This window comes from Paraburkholderia xenovorans (assembly GCF_046030735.1).
Classification (GTDB): domain Bacteria; phylum Pseudomonadota; class Gammaproteobacteria; order Burkholderiales; family Burkholderiaceae; genus Paraburkholderia; species Paraburkholderia xenovorans_A.
This window is the reverse complement of record NZ_JAQQBV010000001.1, coordinates 325,182-340,603: the sequence shown is the minus strand read 5'-3', so window position 1 is coordinate 340,603 and position 15,422 is coordinate 325,182. Positions and strand designations below refer to the sequence as shown.

Below are 15,422 nucleotides of genomic sequence, written 5' to 3'. Positions count from 1 at the left end.
GAGGAGACATCATGAGCCAGGATCACGAACATCCGCACTACCACCACGAACAGCCCGCAACGACGATCGACTGGCGCGAGCACGGCGTCAAGGTCATCAAAGGCGATCAACTCGACAGCAACACCGCGCAGACGCCCGGCATGAATCGCGCGGCAGCGATCAACGCGGCGCGCGTCGGCGCGCAAAAGCTGTGGGCCGGCATCGTGACGATCCATCCGAACGCGAAGACCGGCGCGCATCATCATGGCGCGCTCGAAAGCGTGATCTATGTCGTACGCGGCCACGCGCGGATGCGTTGGGGCGAGCATCTGGAATTCACCGCCGAGGCCGGTCCTGGCGACTTCATCTTCGTGCCGCCGTATGTGCCGCATCAGGAAATCAACGCGAGCACCGACGATCCGCTCGAATGCGTGCTGGTGCGCAGCGACAACGAAGCGGTGGTGGTGAATCTGAACATCGACGCGGTCGAACAACCGGAAACGGTTTTCTGGGTCGATCCGATTCACAAGCATCCGCACGAGCACTGAAGCTTTGCGCGGTAAATCCAACTGGATTCCGGCATAGCATCGGTAAGGATGTCATCGCAGCGGCGCGGCTTGTGCGGCGACGCCGGCGCGATGCATCGCGGCTTCAGCGAGCGTTGTCGTGACGACACACGCCGGCCCTTTTATCCGCCAAACGTGAACCCGGCAGCGCGGCAGGCGCTCCCGATCCGCGAGCAATCGCTTACACTGAGGCCGCAATTCGTTGCTGCGCGTTGGGCGGTCCGTTTTCCTCAACGCGCTCCCAGTCGACGAAACTTTAACGTGGCCTCGGCCCTGTCGCGCGAATCCGGCGCGGCCCTTCAGAACCCGCCAACAGAACGGACTGGACACTCCACCGATGAAGACTCCTGCGGACCGATTCCCCGAACTCGAAGCATCCCGCCGCACCGCCGACGCCTACGGCAATCACGCCATCGACGAATTCTTTGCCGGCCGTATCTCGCGCCGCGAACTGCTGCGCTATGCGGGCATGATCGGTTTGTCGCTGGTGGGCGGCGGCGTGCTGAATGCGCCGCACGCGCGTGCGCAGGGCGCGCCCGGGGCCGGCAATCCGGGCAACCAGACGATTCGCGTCGCCCATCTGACGCCGGCCGGCGCGGTCGATCCGTTGACCGTGACCGACGCCGCAAGTCTCGCGCTGCTGAACCAGACCGGCGAATTCCTGATCGACGACGACGGCGAAAAGCTCGTGCTGAAGCCCGCGCTCGCGCTGTCCTGGAAGCCCAACGACAAGGGCGACGTGTGGACCTTCAAGCTGCGCCAGAACGTCAAGTTTCACGATGGCCAGCCGTTCACCGCGAAAGACGTGGTCGCCACGTTCGATCGTCTCGCCGATCCGGCAAGCGGTTCGGCCGCGCTCTCGGTGCTCAAGGGCGTGCTCTCGAAGGGCGGGGCGAAAGTGGTCGACGAACATACGGTCGCCTTCCATCTCGATGCACCGAACGGCAATTTCCCGTACTACGTTTCATCGGACAATTACAACGCTGTCATCCTCCCCGCGAGCTATGCGGGCGGTTATGAAAAGAGCTTTATCGGCACGGGTCCGTTCAAGCTGGAAAAGTATCAGGCGAAAGTGGGCGCGTCGTTCGTGCGTAACCCCGATTACTGGGGCGACAAAGCGTTACCGCAGCGCGTACAGTTTTCGTTCTACGCGGACGAACAGGCGCAATTGCTCGCGTTGCAAGGCCGTCAGGCCGACGTGATGGGCACCTTCACCGTGCAGGGCGGCGCCAGCATTCTGAACAATCCGGACTACAAGGCAGTCGGCGTGAAGTCGAGCGCGCATCGGCAGATTCATATGCGTAACGACAATCCGCTGTTCAAGGACAAGCGCGTGCGCCAGGCGCTCGCGTTGTCGCTCGATCGCGACGTGCTGGTGCGCGGCCTGTTCAAGGGCCGCGCGCAACTCGGCAACGACAGCCCGTTCGCGCCGGTGTTTCCGTCGTCGGATGCAGGCGTCGCGCAACGCCGGCTCGATGTCGCGAAGGCGAAGCAACTGCTCGCGCAAGCAGGCGTGCCGAACGGTTTCGACGTGACGCTCACCACCGAAAAGTACATGGAGATTCCCGACCTCGCGGTGGTCGTACAGAACGCCGCGAAGGCGATCGGCGTGCGCATCAACCTGAAGGTGGAAAGCCAGTCGCTTTACTACGGCGCGGGCACGCCGGGCAAATCGGACTGGCTCGACTCGCCGCTCGGCATCACCGACTACGGTCATCGCGGCGTGCCGAACGTGTTCCTGAACGCACCGCTCACCAGCAACGGCACCTGGAACGCCGCGCACTTCAGGAACCCGCAATACGATCAACTGGTCGCGCAATTCGTCGCCGCGGTGGATCTCGGTTCGCAGAAGAAGCTGTCCGGACAGATCCAGACGTTGCTGCTCGACGAAACACCGGTGATCATTCCGTTCTTCTACGATCAGTTGATCGCGATGCGCAAGGGCGTGAACGGCGTGCGTTTCACCGCGCTCGCGCAACTCTATTTCGACCGTGCGGTGCTGAGCGCGTGAGCGCCACGCGCTTCTTCGGCAGGAACTCGCGATGTCGACCACGGTGACCTCGTCCACTCGCTCCGTTTCGCGCGGCAACGCGGGCCGCGTCGTGCGCTTTCTGGCGACGCGGATCGGCCTGTCGTTGATCACGTTGTGGCTGCTTTCGGTGATCGTGTTCGCGGGCGGTCAGTTGCTGCCGGGCGATATCGGCCGCGCGGTGCTCGGGCCACTTGCCGACGCGCGCGCGGTCGCCGCGCTCAATCATCAGCTCGGCGCGGATCGGCCGCTGATCACGCAATACGTCGAGTGGATTTCGCATTTCGTGCGCGGCGACATGGGGCTTTCGTATGCGTATCGCGAACCCGTCGGCCCGTTTATCGCCGATGCGTTGGCGCACTCGGCGAAGCTCGGGCTGCTCGCGTTTATCGTGGTCGTGCCGCTCGGCATCGCGGGCGGCGTGTGGTCGGCGATGCACGCGGGGCGCTGGCTCGATCGCACGATCAGCATCACCGGTTTATCGGCGACTGTCGTGCCGGAGTTCGTTTCGTCGATTGTGCTGATTCTCGTGTTCGGCGTGTGGCTGCGCTGGCTGCCGATCGAAGCGTCGTATCCGCCCGAAGCGGGCGTGTTCGAACAGTTGCGGCATCTGGTGCTGCCGGTGTTGCCGCTCGTGCTGGTGTTCTTCGGCTACATCGCGCGGATGGCGCGGGCGGGCACCGTCGAAGCACTCGACGCCGACTACACGCGCACCGCGATCCTGAAGGGCTTGCCGCGCCGCGTCGTGATCTGGCGGCACGTGCTGCGCAACGCGCTGCTGCCGACCATCACCGTCGCCGCGACCCAGCTCGGCTATATGATCGGCGGCCTCGTGGTTGTCGAGACGCTGTTCCACTATCAGGGCATCGGTTCGCTGATCTACAACGCGGCCAAGGCCAAGGATTTTCCGATGCTCGAAGCCGGCGTGCTGACGATCGGCGTGGTCTACACCGTCGCCAATCTCGTCGCCGATGCGCTGAATGTCCTGCTCAATCCGCGGCTGCGGGTCAGGAGCGCCGAATGAGCAGCGCCGTGCCACCGTCTTCGTCACCTGTGCCTGCTGCGCCGCGCGCCGTCGTGGAACCGCGCTTCGACCGCTTGCGCGTATTGCTGCGCTCGCCCACCTTCGTGGTCGGCGTGTTGATCGTCGGCTGGTGGATCGTCTGCGCGATTGCCGGGCCGTGGATCGTACGGATCGACCCGTACGCGTCCGATCTCCTCAACTCGCTGACGCCGCCCGACGGCACTCACTGGTTCGGCACCGACCAGCTCGGCCGCGACGTGTTCTCGCGCGTCATAGTGGGCGCTCGCGACATCCTGACCATCGCGCCGCTTGCCACGTTGCTCGGCACGGTGGCGGGCACCGCGCTCGGTCTGGTGGTCGGCTATTTCGAAGGCTGGGTCGACAACGTGGTGGGCCGCGCGATCGACGCCGTACTCGCGCTGCCGCTCGTGATCGTCGCGCTGCTCGCGCTCGCCGCGGTCGGCGCCTCGAACTTCACCGTGATCCTCGTGATCGGCATCACGTTCACGCCGATCACCGCGCGCACCGTGCGCGCCGCCGTGTTCTCCGAACGCCATCTCGACTACGTGGCCGCCGCTCAACTGCGCGGCGAACGCGCGCCCTACATCATGTTCGCCGAGATTTTGCCGAACGTACTGCCGCCGATCATCGTCGAGGCGACCGTGCGGCTCGGTTACGCGATCTTCGCGGTCGCGACGCTGTCGTTTCTCGGCTTCGGCATCCAGCCGCCTTCGGCCGACTGGGGCCTCGCGCTGTCCGAGTCGTACACGCTGATGGCAGGCGGCGCATGGTGGACCGTGGTGTTCGCGGCCGGCGCGATCGCATCGCTCGTGGTCGGCGTGAATCTGATCGCCGATAGCGTGCAAGGCGTGCTCGACCGATGAACGGCCCGCCGCCCTCCTCGTTCCCCGCCTTCGACGTATCGAAGAGCGACCGCACGGATGCGCTGACCGTGGTCGGCCTGACGGTCACGTACCGGATGCGCGGCCGCGATCGCGAAGTGCTGCAGGACGTGTCGTTTCGCGTGCGGCGCGGCGAGGCGTATGGACTCGTCGGCGAATCGGGTTGCGGCAAATCCACGGTCGCGATGGCCGCGCTGCGCTACCTGCCGCGCAACGGCAAGGTGAAGGCGGGCAAGATCGTGATCGCCGGCCAGGACGTGCAGAAGCTCGACGCCGACGCGTTGCGCACGATGCGTACAAAGCAGATTTCGATGGTCTATCAGGACCCCGGCCGCGCACTGAATCCTTCACTGACGATCGCGCGGCAAGTGAGCGAAGCGTTCGAAGCAGCCGGCGCGTCGCGCGACGAAGCACTGCAACGCACGCACGAGATTTTGCAGCGCGTGCGCATCGCCGCGCCCGAACGCGTAATGGAAAGTTATCCGCATCAACTCTCGGGCGGCATGCAGCAGCGCGTGGTGATCGCGATGGCGCTCGCGTCGAATCCGGCCTTGCTGATCCTCGACGAACCCACCACCGGCCTCGACGCCACCGTCGAAGCCGAAGTGCTCGATCTCGTCGCGCAACTGCGCGAAGAACTCGGCACGGCGGTGCTGTTCATCAGCCACAACCTCGCGGTGATCGGCAGGATGTGCGAGCGCGTCGGCGTGCTGTACGCGGGCAAGCTGGTCGAAGAAGGCGCGACGCAGGATGTATTCGCGCGACCGCGTCATCCGTACACGGTCGGTTTGCTGCGCTGTTTGCCGAGCGTCGGCCGCAGCAAGGACAGCGATCGGCTCGATACGATCGCGGGCAGCCTGCCCTCGCCCGGTTCGGTCACGCAAGGCTGCATCTACGCGGAGCGTTGCCGTCTCGCCGACGATCGCTGCCGCACGGATGCGCCGCCGCCTTATCGCGTGAGCGCCGCACATGGCGATCAGATGTCGCGCTGCCACTACCACGAACGGGCGATCGAATTGCCGCGCGCGACGGCTGAAGTCATGCCGTCGCGCGACGCCGCATTGCGCGACGGCGCGAACTCCGCTCCCGTGTTGCGCGCGGAGAAACTCTCGAAGACGTTCCACGTATCCGGTGCACCGTTGCGCGCTGTCGACGATGTGTCGATCGAGCTCGCGAGCGGCGAGACGCTCGGGCTCGTCGGCGAATCGGGCAGCGGCAAGACGACGCTCGCGAAGCTGATGCTCGGCCTGCTCACGCCGGACGCGGGCAGCGTGCTCGAACTCGACGGCGCGCCGCTCGCCGCGCGTGTCACGCGCCGCAACGACGAGCAGGTGAAGTCGTTGCAGATCGTGTTCCAGAATCCGGATTCGGCACTCAATCGCGCGCATTCGGTGAAGCGGCTGATCGGCCGCGCGCTGTCGCGCCTCACCGCGCTGCGCGGCCCGGCGATCGACGAACGGCTCACCACGTTGACCGCCGCGGTGCGCCTGCCCGAACGCTATCTCGGGTCGCGCACGCGGCAGTTGTCGGGCGGACTCAAGCAGCGCGTGGCGATCGCTCGCGCGTTCGCCGGCGAGCCGCGTGTGGTGGTGTGCGACGAGCCGACCTCCGCGCTCGACGTCTCCGTGCAGGCCGCGATTCTCAACCTGCTCGCCGATCTGCAACGCGAGCGCGGCGTGAGCTACGTGTTCATCTCGCACGATCTGCACGTGGTGCGTTATCTGTCGGATCGCATCGCCGTGCTGTATCTCGGCCGGCTGCTCGAAATCGGGCCTGCCGCCGCGGTGTTCGAAGGACCGCATCATCCTTATACCGAGGCGTTGCTGTCGTCGGTGCCGACGCTCGATCCGCGCGGCAACCCGACGCGCATCCACCTGTCCGGCGAGTTGTCTGGCGCGGCGTCGCAGCCGTCGGGCTGCGTGTTCCACACGCGTTGTCCGCGCAAGCTCGGCGCGATCTGCGAGCAGCAGGATCCACCGTTTCTCGATGCCGGCGCAGGCACGGATGGCAGTGCGCCCGTGCATCGGATCCGTTGCCATATTCCCGTCGCACAGTTGCGCGTGTTGCAGGCCGGCACTCGCTCCGGCAACGGCACGTTGAACGCCGTCGACGACACCTCCACCAGCGATTAACGAGGCCTGACGCGCTTTTGTAGCCGCGCGTTTCATCGCCGAAACGTTTTCGCGCATTTTTTGCGCGCGCGCATCGCATATCCCTGTCCACGCTCCGTTGCCGCAAGGCTTTGCGGTCAGTGGCATGGATATCGCTATATATCGTCCAGAGATTCGAAGCCCATAGATTGAAGCATCGCCGATGCGCTCGCATGCGCCGATCGGCTCACCGGCCGGCAAGCCGGGAAGACTCGTGATGACGATGCATCCGCATACGCATCCACACGACGGAGCAGGACAGACTCGGGGGGCGAAGCGTGACCAGGCCCGCGTTCAGACGGACCCGCCGCCGACGAAACATCGTGAGAGACAGCGGCAGCGAGGTGCCGGGGTTCCTCCGGGAGAGCTGCGATGAAGACCAGAAGATTTGATCAGTACTACTTTGGGGCGATACGGTTTGCGGCAATCGTGACAGGTGTGGCTTTGCTGATGACCGAGGTTGCGTACTCCGCATCGACCGATGTGATCCCTCGCTGGATGGTGCTTGCCGACGCAGCGCTGCCCGCCAGCGCACCGCGCGGCACGATGCAGGTCGCACGGGACGAGGGATCGGCGGCGGGCGCTTCATCGACGGGTGCAGCGGCCGGGGAGACGACCGCTGCGGACGATGCGGCCGCGGTCTTCGCGCCGCACGATTGCACGGGTGTCACCGATATCGCGTGTGGGCATCGTGGCGGCGGGAGCGGGAGTAACGGCGCTGCGAGTTCGGGTAACAGCGGTGGCGGTAGCGGGAATGGTGCTGGCGGTGCTGCGGGTGCGGCTGGCTCGGGTAGCGGTGGCGGAAGCAGTTCCGGCAACGGCGGCAAGGGAAATAGTGGTGGGGGGAGTAGTGGCGGTGGTAGTGGTAGTAGCGGTGGTGGGTCTAGCAGCGGCGGGTCCAGCAGTGGCGGATCTAGCAGCGGCGGCAGCAGTAGCGGTGGGTCTAGCAGCGGTGGAAGCAGTAGCGGTGGAAGCAGTAGCGGCGGCAGCAGCAGCGGTGGAGCCGGTTGCGGTTGCGGCGGTTCCAGCGGCGGCCCTGGCGGTGGCAAAGGAGGCGGCCCTGGAGGTGGTAAAGGCGGTGGCTTTGGTGGTGGTTTTGGCGGCGGCTTCGGTGGCGGTTTCGGCGGGGGCTTTGGCGGAGGCTTCGGCGGCGGTCACGGAGGCAAGGGTAGCGGCGGTAACGGTGGCGGCAATAGCGGAGGGAACGGGCACTAGCGTACGCCCGCTTCCTGGGCAGGGGGCCCCCGCGCCCTGCCCGGCTCTGGCCGGCTCCGGTCGGGATGCTCCGGCACATCGTCCGCCATCCGCCGGAATCGGCGGTGATGTCTCGATCCCCCGGTCGAGCGTCACCGCCCGAGGCCGGTCGGAGCCGGCAGGCAAGCAGCGCCACGGCGGACGCCCGCGGCATACGAAGCAGGAACAGGAACCAAACCGCGGCGCTGGCCTCATATCAATTCACCGTTCGATATGAGGGCCCCACAACATGCAACGAAATGTCCCCCGCCCGGCGGCGCGCACGGCCACCAGCCTGCTGATGGTCACCGCGTTGTCCCTCGCATCGCTCGCCCACGCGCAAACGCCCGCGCCCGCCCCGGCGGCACCAGCGCAGCCGCAACCGCCAACCCTGTCTCAAGCCGCGCCGCCCGTCGATCCCACCTTCTCCGCGTATTCGCTCGCGCAGACCTGCAAACAGAAGAACGACAACGTCGCGCAAGGTCAATGCGTCGGCGCGATCCGCGGGATCATCCACGGCTATCAGTACGGCGTGCTGTTCCTCGGCCAGCGTGCGTCGCTCCCGGCCAACGAAACGCAGCGCGTGTCGCTGTGTCTGCGCGACGTGCAGGTGTCGTCGATCGTCGACGAGTTCGTCGCGGATGCCGGCCAGGTCAACGAAGATTCGCTCAGGCACACGCCCGCGGAAGTCGCCGTGCTCGGCTCCGCGCACATGCATCACAGTTGCAATTGACGGAGCGTGACGCCGCGGCACGCAGGCCGCCCGCGGCCTTTGCACTCACAGCATTTCGAGCGGGCGCTTGCTGCGCGGCGGTTTGAAGTACGCGTCGAGCGCGGCGAGTTCGTCCGCGCCGAGCTGTAATTGCGACGCGCGATGGTTGTCGCGCACATGCTCGACGCGCGCCGCTTTCGGAATCGCGAACACGCCCGGTTGCCGCAACACCCACGCAAGCGCCACCTGAAACACCGAGAGGCCGCGCGAGTCGGCGATATCGTCGAGTGGCGAGCGCTTCGGCAGGCGCGCGTGGTCGACCGGGCTGTAGGACATCGCCGGTATGTTGCGCGCGGCCAGCCAGGGCAACAGGTCGAATTCCGGCCCGCGGCGCGCGACGTTATACAGAATCTGGTTGGTCGCGCACGCCTCCCCGCCTGGCGTCGCGACGAGTTCTTCCATATCGTCGGTATCGAAGTTGCTGACGCCCCAGTGGCGAATCTTGCCCGCGTCGCGCAGCGCGTCGAATGCCGCGACGGTTTCGGCGAGCGGCACCGAGCCGCGCCAATGCAGCAGGTACAGATCGAGCCGGTCGGTCTTCAGACGCTTGAGGCTCTGCTCGCAAGCCGCAATCACGCCGCGGCGGCTGGCGTTATGCGGATACACCTTGCTGACGAGAAAAACCTGCTCGCGCAGACCCGCCAACGCTTCGCCGAGCAGCGACTCGGTCGCGCCGTCGCCGTACATTTCCGCGGTGTCGATCAGCGTCATCCCGAGTTCGATACCGCAGCGCAGCGCGGCGATTTCAGTCGCGCGCCGCGCCGGATGTTCTCCCATTTCCCAGGTGCCCTGCCCCAGCTTCGGAATGCGCTCGCCGTCCGGCAGGTTCACGCTGGCGATATCGGTCGTCATGTCTTTCCTCGCGGTGGTTCGATGTGCAACGCTTCCATCTGCATGCAGCGGCGTCAGCAAAAGCGCCGTTGCCTGGACGGAATCCGAGTGACGAGTTTAGCCGCTGAACGGAGATCGGATCGGCGACCAGGCAAAAGCCCGCTATAACGGAGCGCGCCGATGTCATAGAATTGCCGCTTGCCCTTCACGCGTGAGTCCCATGACCTCTGCCTCGGAAGACCGCTGGCGCGATCTGCGCCCGGACCCGGAAAACGACACGCCGCTCTACCTGCAACTTGCCCGCAAGCTCGGCAGCGCGATTCACGAAAACCGCTGGAACGCGGGCGAGGCGCTGCCGTCGGAGCGCGTGTTGTCCGAGGCGCTCGGCGTGTCGCGCATCACGTCGCGCAAGGCCATCGCGTTGCTGGTCGAACAGGGATTGATTCGCCGCACGCAGGGCGCGGGCAGTTTCATCACACCACGCTACGAAGATCCGCTGTCGCGCCTGTCGAGCTTCAGCGAAATGCTGCGGCGGCGCGGCTTTACGCCGAGTTCGAAATGGCTGTCGCGTGAAATTTCGCCGGCTAATCGCGACGAAGTTATTCAACTCGGTTTGTCGCCGGCGGCGGCCGTCACGCGGCTGCGGCGTTTGCGCCTCGCGGACGGCATCGTGATGGCCGTCGAAAACTCCACGTTTCCGGCCGCGGTGATTCCCGATCCGCAGGCGATCGGCGATTCGTTGTACACGTATCTGGAGCATCGCGGCTTGTCGATCGTGCGCGCGTTGCAGCATTTTCGTGCGGTGAACGCCAATGAGGAAATTGCGCAGCAGATGAGCATCGCGCCCAACGAAGCGCTGCTGCTGATCACTCGCGTGGGCTATACCGCCGACCAGCGAGCGATCGAGTTGACCGATACGTACTGCCGCAACGACTACTACGATTTTGTCGCCGAGTTGAGAAAGTAGGTGGTGGGTGGCGCGGGGCTTGGGTTTGGGGCTTGCACTTACGTCGCTGCGATTTGTGCATGCGCTCAACCCGTGGCAAACGAGCAGCCTGCTACAGCCCACCTCCTGCCACCACCACTACGCCCATCTCGCCTCATGCGCGCCTACTCTTGCCGGCGGTAGCGCGAAAAACGCGGGCGTTTCGCTGAGCACCTCGGCCGGCTTCACCGCCGACACCCGGCCGAATTCCGAATCGACCACGCTCAGGCAATCGCTGACGTCGTCGAGGGACACCTCGTCCGCACGCCAGCCGTCGGGCATCACGCCGAACGACTGCAACCATCGTCCCGTCTGCGCGAGCGACACCTTCACGTGCCAACTGCCGCCTTCAGTCGCCCGGCGCGCCAACGCGACCATCGCGCCGAACGCGGCCAGATAGCCGGTGGCGTGATCGAGCGCCTGACAGGGCAGATGCTTGGGTTCGTCCCATCCCGCAGCCTCGCGCTCAGTGAACGCGATCCCACTCGCGGACTGCACGAGGCTGTCGAAGCCGCGCCGTTTCGCCCAGGGTCCGTCGTAGCCGTATGCGCATACCGATACATAAACGATCCCGGGCCGCGTGCGCGCCACTTCCTCGGGACCCAAGCCGCGCGACGCCAATGCGCCGGGCCGGTACGCCTGAAGGAACACGTCCGCGTCACGTGTCAGCCCCAGCAACGTTTCGCGGCCCGCCGCATCGCGCAGATCGACGACGGCCGAGCGCTTGCCGCGCCCGTTGTCGATCACCAGCGGCGCGATGTTCGGCAGGTGCGGTCCGTTGATCATCAACACGTCTGCGCCGTGCTGCGCCAACGCGCGTCCCGCGACAGGACCCGCAATGATGCGCGACAGGTCGAGCACCCGCACGCCGCTCAACGGCCGTTGTGCTTCTTGGGTGGGCGGCGGTTCGGCCGGCGCATCGCCGATGCGTTCGATCTCGAACAGCGGCAACCCGCCAATCGATTTCGCCTGGTCGAGCGCGGCCCATTCAGCCGGCGTGCGAATCAATGCCGCGCACAGGCCGGCGTCGGCAAGCGTCTGATCGAGCGTCGCGCCGTCCCAATGACGAATCGCGGCGGCCACCGCGGCGTGGTCGTTGGCACAGCCGAGCACCTTCAGCACCCCTTCGAGGTGATGAGCAAAGTTGGTATGCAGTTGAATCCAGCGGTCATCGCGCGTCGCGTAAAAACCCGTCACGGGATCGCGCAACGCGGGCGGCGGCCCACCGTCGATACGCAGATAGCGCTCGCTGCGAAACGACGCCAGCGCTCGACGCATCTCCACCTCGACACTCTGCCGCCGGCCGGTGCGCAAACGGAAGTACTCGGCCGCCGCGAGACCGGTCGCGGCAATGGTCGCCGAGGCGAGCGTGCCCACGCGATAGATGGACGGTAAGCCCGGGTCCTCGCCGATCAGCGATGCCGATCTGAGCGCAGTAGGATCGCAGCCGGCGAGTGTCCAGATATGTTGCAGAGCAAGTTCAGGCGTCATGGCATTCGTCTCGAGACAAGGAAGAAAGTGAACCGAGTCTAGAATTGTCCGTTGCCGCAATCAATCTTGATTATCATAATCAATATATATTAATTTATTAGGTTTAGAGGCGCTTCCATGCCGTCTGAAAATTCTCTTACCGCCAGCGAGGCCGCCGCCGCGCTCGGCATCAGCGTGGCCACGCTGTATGCGTATGTAAGCCGGGGCATGCTGAGCTCGTCGCCCGATGGGCAAGGCAAGAGCCGTCTCTACGATGCGGCAGAAGTGCGCCGTCTCGCGCGCCGCAAGGAAGACGGCAAACGCGCGGGCAAGGTCGCGCAGAAAGTGCTGGACTGGGGCGTGCCGGTGCTCGAATCGTCGATCACGTTGGTGGCGGACGGCCGCTTGCTGTATCGCGGGCACGACGCGATGGAGTTGGCGCGCAGCGCGGCGCTGGAAGATATCGCGGCGCTGCTGTGGGAATGCGGCGCGCGACGCATCGCCGACGCACCCGCCGTGCCGCTCGCCACCGCACAATGGGCCGCGTGGCTCAAGCTGTGGAGCGACAGCACGCCGCTCGATCGCGCGCTCGTGCTGCTGCCGGCGGCGGCGGCGCAGATGCCGCGCGTCTGGGCGCTCGGCCGCGATGCGCAACTCGATACCGCGTGCTCCGTCATGCGCCTGCTGGCCGCCGCGATGATTTCGGGGGCGCCGTCGAACGAACCGCTGCATCGGCAACTGGCTTCCGTGTGGCAGGTGCGTAACCGGCAGCAAGCGGCGCTGCTGCGCGCGGCGCTAGTGGTCTGCGCGGATCACGAACTGAATGCGTCGACCTTCACGGTTCGCTGCATCACGTCGACGGGTACGCATCTGTTCGGCGCGGTGGCGGGCGGTCTCGCCGCACTGGCCGGACCGCGCCACGGTGGCGAAACCGTGCGGATCGCCGCGCTACTCGACGAAGCCGCGCGTGCGCCCGATCTCGACCGCTATCTCGCGAACCGGCTCGCGCGCCATGAACATGGCCCGCATGGGCCGGTGTTGTCAGGGTTCGGTCATCCGCTGTATCCGGACGGCGACCCGCGCGCGCGTCTGTTGATGGACCTGCTGGCCGATTGTGCGCCGGCCCGCTCGCCGCTCGGCGAAGTGCTGGCACTCGCACGCACAGTGCGCGACACGACCGGCGCGGAGCCGACGGTGGACTTCGCGCTCGCCGCGATTGAACGTGTGCTCGGCCTGCCGGCCGGCGCCGCCTTTACGCTATTCGCGACAGGGCGCGTGGTCGGCTGGATTGCTCACGCAATGGAACAGACGCGCGATGGCCGGCTAATCCGGCCACGCGCGCGGTATATCGGCGACTATGAAGCGCCGGGCATCGAGTGAGAACGGTGGTGCTGAAAACCCGGTGCGGTGGAAATCCGCATCGGCGTATCGCATCTGCCGCGTCAGAGAGGCGAGCGCGTCAAGCCACGCCGAGCCAGCGCGGCAACCAGCTCAGCCCCGGCAGCCCACGTACCGGCCGCACCGCACGCTGCTCCGAACCGCTCGCCAGCGCGAAGCGCGCTCCAGACTGCCCCGCGCTGATCCATGCCACCGCGCGGCGCGGCAGTTCGATCGATTCCCCGGTCGCAAGCCAGTGATCCTCGCTGTCGCCTTGCACGGTCAGCCAGATCTCGCCCGAGATCACCTTGAAGACCGACGGACGCGCGACACGCCAGGCCGCAGCGGGCTCGTCATGTTCCAACTCGAAAATACGGACTTCGCGCATCGCCTTTCTCCTTCAAAGAACTTTCCTGTTGATCGCATTATTGTCGTGTGATGATCAGACTCCCATGCACAGTTCCGAACAGTTCGATCGGAACTGTGCAGTTAAAAAACCGAACAGTTCAGCGAGAATCGCTTTTAGTGAACGCCGATTGGGTGTTGGATGTCCGGTCTGCGACGCGTTCTTGTTGAAGGAAAAAGCTCATGAAACTCGAAATCCAGCTCGATCGCGAAAACGGTGTGCCGCTTACCGAGCAGATCGTGGCGGGCGTCACCGGCTGGATCCGTTCGCGCATCGCTCATCCCGGCTCGAAACTGCCGTCGATCCGTCAATTCGCCGCCGACTACGGCGTGAGCCGCTTCCCGGTCATCGAGGCTTACGACCGGCTGGTGTCGCTCGGCTATGTCGATTCGCGGCACGGTTCGGGCTTCTATGTTGCCGACCGCCAGCCGGTCGTCACGCATTGCCAGGGCACCTCCGACCCGCGCCGCGCCGAAGACGAGTCGAACCACATCCTTCAGCAGTTCGATCACCCAGGCGAAATGCTCAAGCTCAGCAGCGGCGTGATTCCGGAATCGTGGCGTGACATGGACGGCATCGCGCAGGCGATCCGCCACGTGTCGCGCACCGATCCGGCGAGCATGGTCGATTACGCGACGCCGCTCGGCAATCTAACCTTGCGTGAGCATTTGCAAGGCCGCATCGGTCAGTTGGGCATTCAGGCCGAGACCTCGCAGATCCTGATCACCGAGGGGGCGAGCCAGGCCATCGATCTGCTGATGCGCTACATGCTCAAAGCGGGCGACACGATCTTCGTGGAAGACCCCGGCTACTACAATCTGTACGGACTGCTGAAGCTGCACGGCGTGAACCTGGTCGGCATTCCGCGTACCCGCAATGGGCCGGATCTCGACGTGATGCAAGCGCAATTGAAGCTGCATCGGCCGAAGCTGCTGTTCATCAACACCGTATTTCACAACCCGACCGGCACGACGGTCGCGCCGCCGGTGGCGTTCCGGCTGCTGCAACTGGCGCGCGAACACGGTTTCTCGATCATCGAGGACGACATCTACGCCGACTTCCAGACCGATGTGACCGACCGGCTCGCGACGCTCGATCAACTCGAACACGTGATCTATGTGGGCGGGTTGTCGAAGACGCTGTCGTCGTCGCTACGGATCGGCTGCGTGGTGGCGAGCCACGCGATCATCAAGGACCTCGCCGATATCAAGATGCTGACGAGCATCGGCGGCTCGCGTTTTGCCGAAGCGGTGGCCGTGTCCCTGCTCGAACGCGGCGCGTACCGCAAATATCTGGAGCGGCTGCGCCGCCGCATGCGCGACGCGCTCGGCTCGACGATCCAGACACTCGAAGACGCCGGCTGGGAGCTATTCGAAAAGCCGGCGGGCGGCAAGTTCGTCTGGGCACGCGTGCCGCATATCGACAATGCCGAACAGCTGGTGGAATACGGCGTACCGCTCGGCGTAACCGTCGTGCCCGGCAGCTATTTCCGGCCGAACATGGAAGTGAGCCCATATGTGCGGATTCACGCGGCATTCGGCAACGAGCCGCGGGCGCGCACGTTTTTTCATGCGGCTGCCGCGTTGCGGGGATGATCCGGGCGACGCGCCTTGATCAGCGCGCGCACCTCCTCCTCTGATGAGCGACGTTACGACACGCTTGCCCCTACTTTCCCTAGAATAGCGACTCCGCTCCTGC

Annotated in this window: 13 protein-coding genes; 9 read left to right on the top strand and 4 right to left on the bottom strand. The window is 65.4% G+C overall.

Going from position 1 to position 15,422, the window contains the following annotated elements:
- Positions 1-11: 11 nt before the first annotated feature.
- From PQQ51_RS01570 to PQQ51_RS01550, 5 genes are all read left to right on the top strand, one after another.
- Complete coding sequence (locus PQQ51_RS01570; RefSeq protein ID WP_408494228.1) at positions 12-527, top strand: cupin domain-containing protein; 516 nt, start codon at positions 12-14, stop codon at positions 525-527.
- 355 nt (positions 528-882) lie between these two features.
- Positions 883-2,556 (top strand): ABC transporter substrate-binding protein, encoded by a 1,674-nt coding sequence (locus tag PQQ51_RS01565; RefSeq protein ID WP_408494226.1) that lies wholly within the window; start codon positions 883-885, stop codon positions 2,554-2,556.
- A 31-nt stretch (positions 2,557-2,587) separates the two neighbouring features.
- A complete protein-coding gene (locus tag PQQ51_RS01560; protein WP_408494224.1) occupies positions 2,588-3,598 on the top strand; it encodes an ABC transporter permease in 1,011 nt (336 codons plus the stop codon).
- Positions 3,595-4,482 carry an ABC transporter permease gene (locus PQQ51_RS01555; RefSeq protein ID WP_408494222.1) on the top strand — a complete coding sequence of 296 codons (888 nt, stop codon included), beginning with the start codon at positions 3,595-3,597 and terminating at the stop codon, positions 4,480-4,482. The genes PQQ51_RS01560 and PQQ51_RS01555 overlap by 4 nt, the downstream gene beginning before the upstream one ends.
- Positions 4,479-6,632 (top strand): ABC transporter ATP-binding protein, encoded by a 2,154-nt coding sequence (locus tag PQQ51_RS01550; RefSeq protein WP_408494220.1) that lies wholly within the window; start codon positions 4,479-4,481, stop codon positions 6,630-6,632. Before PQQ51_RS01555 ends, PQQ51_RS01550 begins: the two co-directional genes overlap by 4 nt.
- A gap of 416 nt (positions 6,633-7,048) precedes the next feature.
- On the opposite strand, the gene PQQ51_RS01545 is transcribed toward PQQ51_RS01550, so the two are convergent.
- Positions 7,049-7,321, bottom strand: coding sequence for a hypothetical protein (locus PQQ51_RS01545; RefSeq protein WP_408494218.1), 273 nt, complete (start codon positions 7,319-7,321; stop codon positions 7,049-7,051).
- A gap of 812 nt (positions 7,322-8,133) precedes the next feature.
- Here PQQ51_RS01545 and PQQ51_RS01540 point away from each other — a divergent pair.
- Entirely contained in the window at positions 8,134-8,616 is a 483-nt protein-coding gene (locus PQQ51_RS01540) for a hypothetical protein (RefSeq protein ID WP_408494216.1), read from the top strand.
- Between the two features lie 45 nt (positions 8,617-8,661).
- Here the strand turns inward: PQQ51_RS01540 and PQQ51_RS01535 are convergent, their stop codons facing one another.
- A complete protein-coding gene (locus tag PQQ51_RS01535) occupies positions 8,662-9,507 on the bottom strand; it encodes an aldo/keto reductase (protein ID WP_408494214.1) in 846 nt (281 codons plus the stop codon).
- Between the two features lie 199 nt (positions 9,508-9,706).
- On the opposite strand from PQQ51_RS01535, the gene PQQ51_RS01530 reads away from it, so the two are divergent.
- Positions 9,707-10,453 (top strand): GntR family transcriptional regulator, encoded by a 747-nt coding sequence (locus PQQ51_RS01530; protein ID WP_408494212.1) that lies wholly within the window; start codon positions 9,707-9,709, stop codon positions 10,451-10,453.
- A gap of 117 nt (positions 10,454-10,570) precedes the next feature.
- Here the strand turns inward: PQQ51_RS01530 and PQQ51_RS01525 are convergent, their stop codons facing one another.
- The gene (locus PQQ51_RS01525; protein WP_408494209.1) at positions 10,571-11,962 is read right to left on the bottom strand and encodes a CoA transferase; all 1,392 of its coding nucleotides are present in this window, start codon (positions 11,960-11,962) and stop codon (positions 10,571-10,573) included.
- Between the two features lie 117 nt (positions 11,963-12,079).
- Between PQQ51_RS01525 and PQQ51_RS01520 the strand changes: the two genes are divergently transcribed.
- On the top strand, positions 12,080-13,321 hold the full coding sequence (locus tag PQQ51_RS01520) for a citrate synthase family protein (protein ID WP_408494207.1): 1,242 nt from the start codon (positions 12,080-12,082) through the stop codon (positions 13,319-13,321).
- Between the two features lie 79 nt (positions 13,322-13,400).
- Here PQQ51_RS01520 and PQQ51_RS01515 read toward each other — a convergent pair whose 3' ends face one another.
- Complete coding sequence (locus PQQ51_RS01515) at positions 13,401-13,706, bottom strand: DUF2917 domain-containing protein (protein WP_408494205.1); 306 nt, start codon at positions 13,704-13,706, stop codon at positions 13,401-13,403.
- A gap of 200 nt (positions 13,707-13,906) precedes the next feature.
- On the opposite strand from PQQ51_RS01515, the gene PQQ51_RS01510 reads away from it, so the two are divergent.
- Positions 13,907-15,319, top strand: a complete 1,413-nt coding sequence (locus tag PQQ51_RS01510) for an aminotransferase-like domain-containing protein (RefSeq protein ID WP_408494203.1) — start codon at positions 13,907-13,909, stop codon at positions 15,317-15,319.
- The last annotated feature ends 103 nt before the right edge of the window (positions 15,320-15,422 follow it).

Excerpts from the sequence above, each read along its gene's own strand:
- PQQ51_RS01515 (WP_408494205.1), bottom strand. The coding sequence starts at position 13,706 with ATGCGCGAAGTCCGTATTTTCGAGTTGGAACATGACGAGCCCGCTGCG.
- PQQ51_RS01530 (WP_408494212.1), top strand. The coding sequence starts at position 9,707 with ATGACCTCTGCCTCGGAAGACCGCTGGCGCGATCTGCGCCCGGACCCG.
- PQQ51_RS01510 (WP_408494203.1), top strand. The coding sequence starts at position 13,907 with ATGAAACTCGAAATCCAGCTCGATCGCGAAAACGGTGTGCCGCTTACC.
- PQQ51_RS01555 (WP_408494222.1), top strand. The coding sequence starts at position 3,595 with ATGAGCAGCGCCGTGCCACCGTCTTCGTCACCTGTGCCTGCTGCGCCG.
- PQQ51_RS01525 (WP_408494209.1), bottom strand. The coding sequence starts at position 11,962 with ATGACGCCTGAACTTGCTCTGCAACATATCTGGACACTCGCCGGCTGC.
- PQQ51_RS01560 (WP_408494224.1), top strand. The coding sequence starts at position 2,588 with ATGTCGACCACGGTGACCTCGTCCACTCGCTCCGTTTCGCGCGGCAAC.
- PQQ51_RS01550 (WP_408494220.1), top strand. The coding sequence starts at position 4,479 with ATGAACGGCCCGCCGCCCTCCTCGTTCCCCGCCTTCGACGTATCGAAG.
- PQQ51_RS01570 (WP_408494228.1), top strand. The coding sequence starts at position 12 with ATGAGCCAGGATCACGAACATCCGCACTACCACCACGAACAGCCCGCA.
- PQQ51_RS01520 (WP_408494207.1), top strand. The coding sequence starts at position 12,080 with ATGCCGTCTGAAAATTCTCTTACCGCCAGCGAGGCCGCCGCCGCGCTC.
- PQQ51_RS01565 (WP_408494226.1), top strand. The coding sequence starts at position 883 with ATGAAGACTCCTGCGGACCGATTCCCCGAACTCGAAGCATCCCGCCGC.
- PQQ51_RS01540 (WP_408494216.1), top strand. The coding sequence starts at position 8,134 with ATGCAACGAAATGTCCCCCGCCCGGCGGCGCGCACGGCCACCAGCCTG.
- PQQ51_RS01535 (WP_408494214.1), bottom strand. The coding sequence starts at position 9,507 with ATGACGACCGATATCGCCAGCGTGAACCTGCCGGACGGCGAGCGCATT.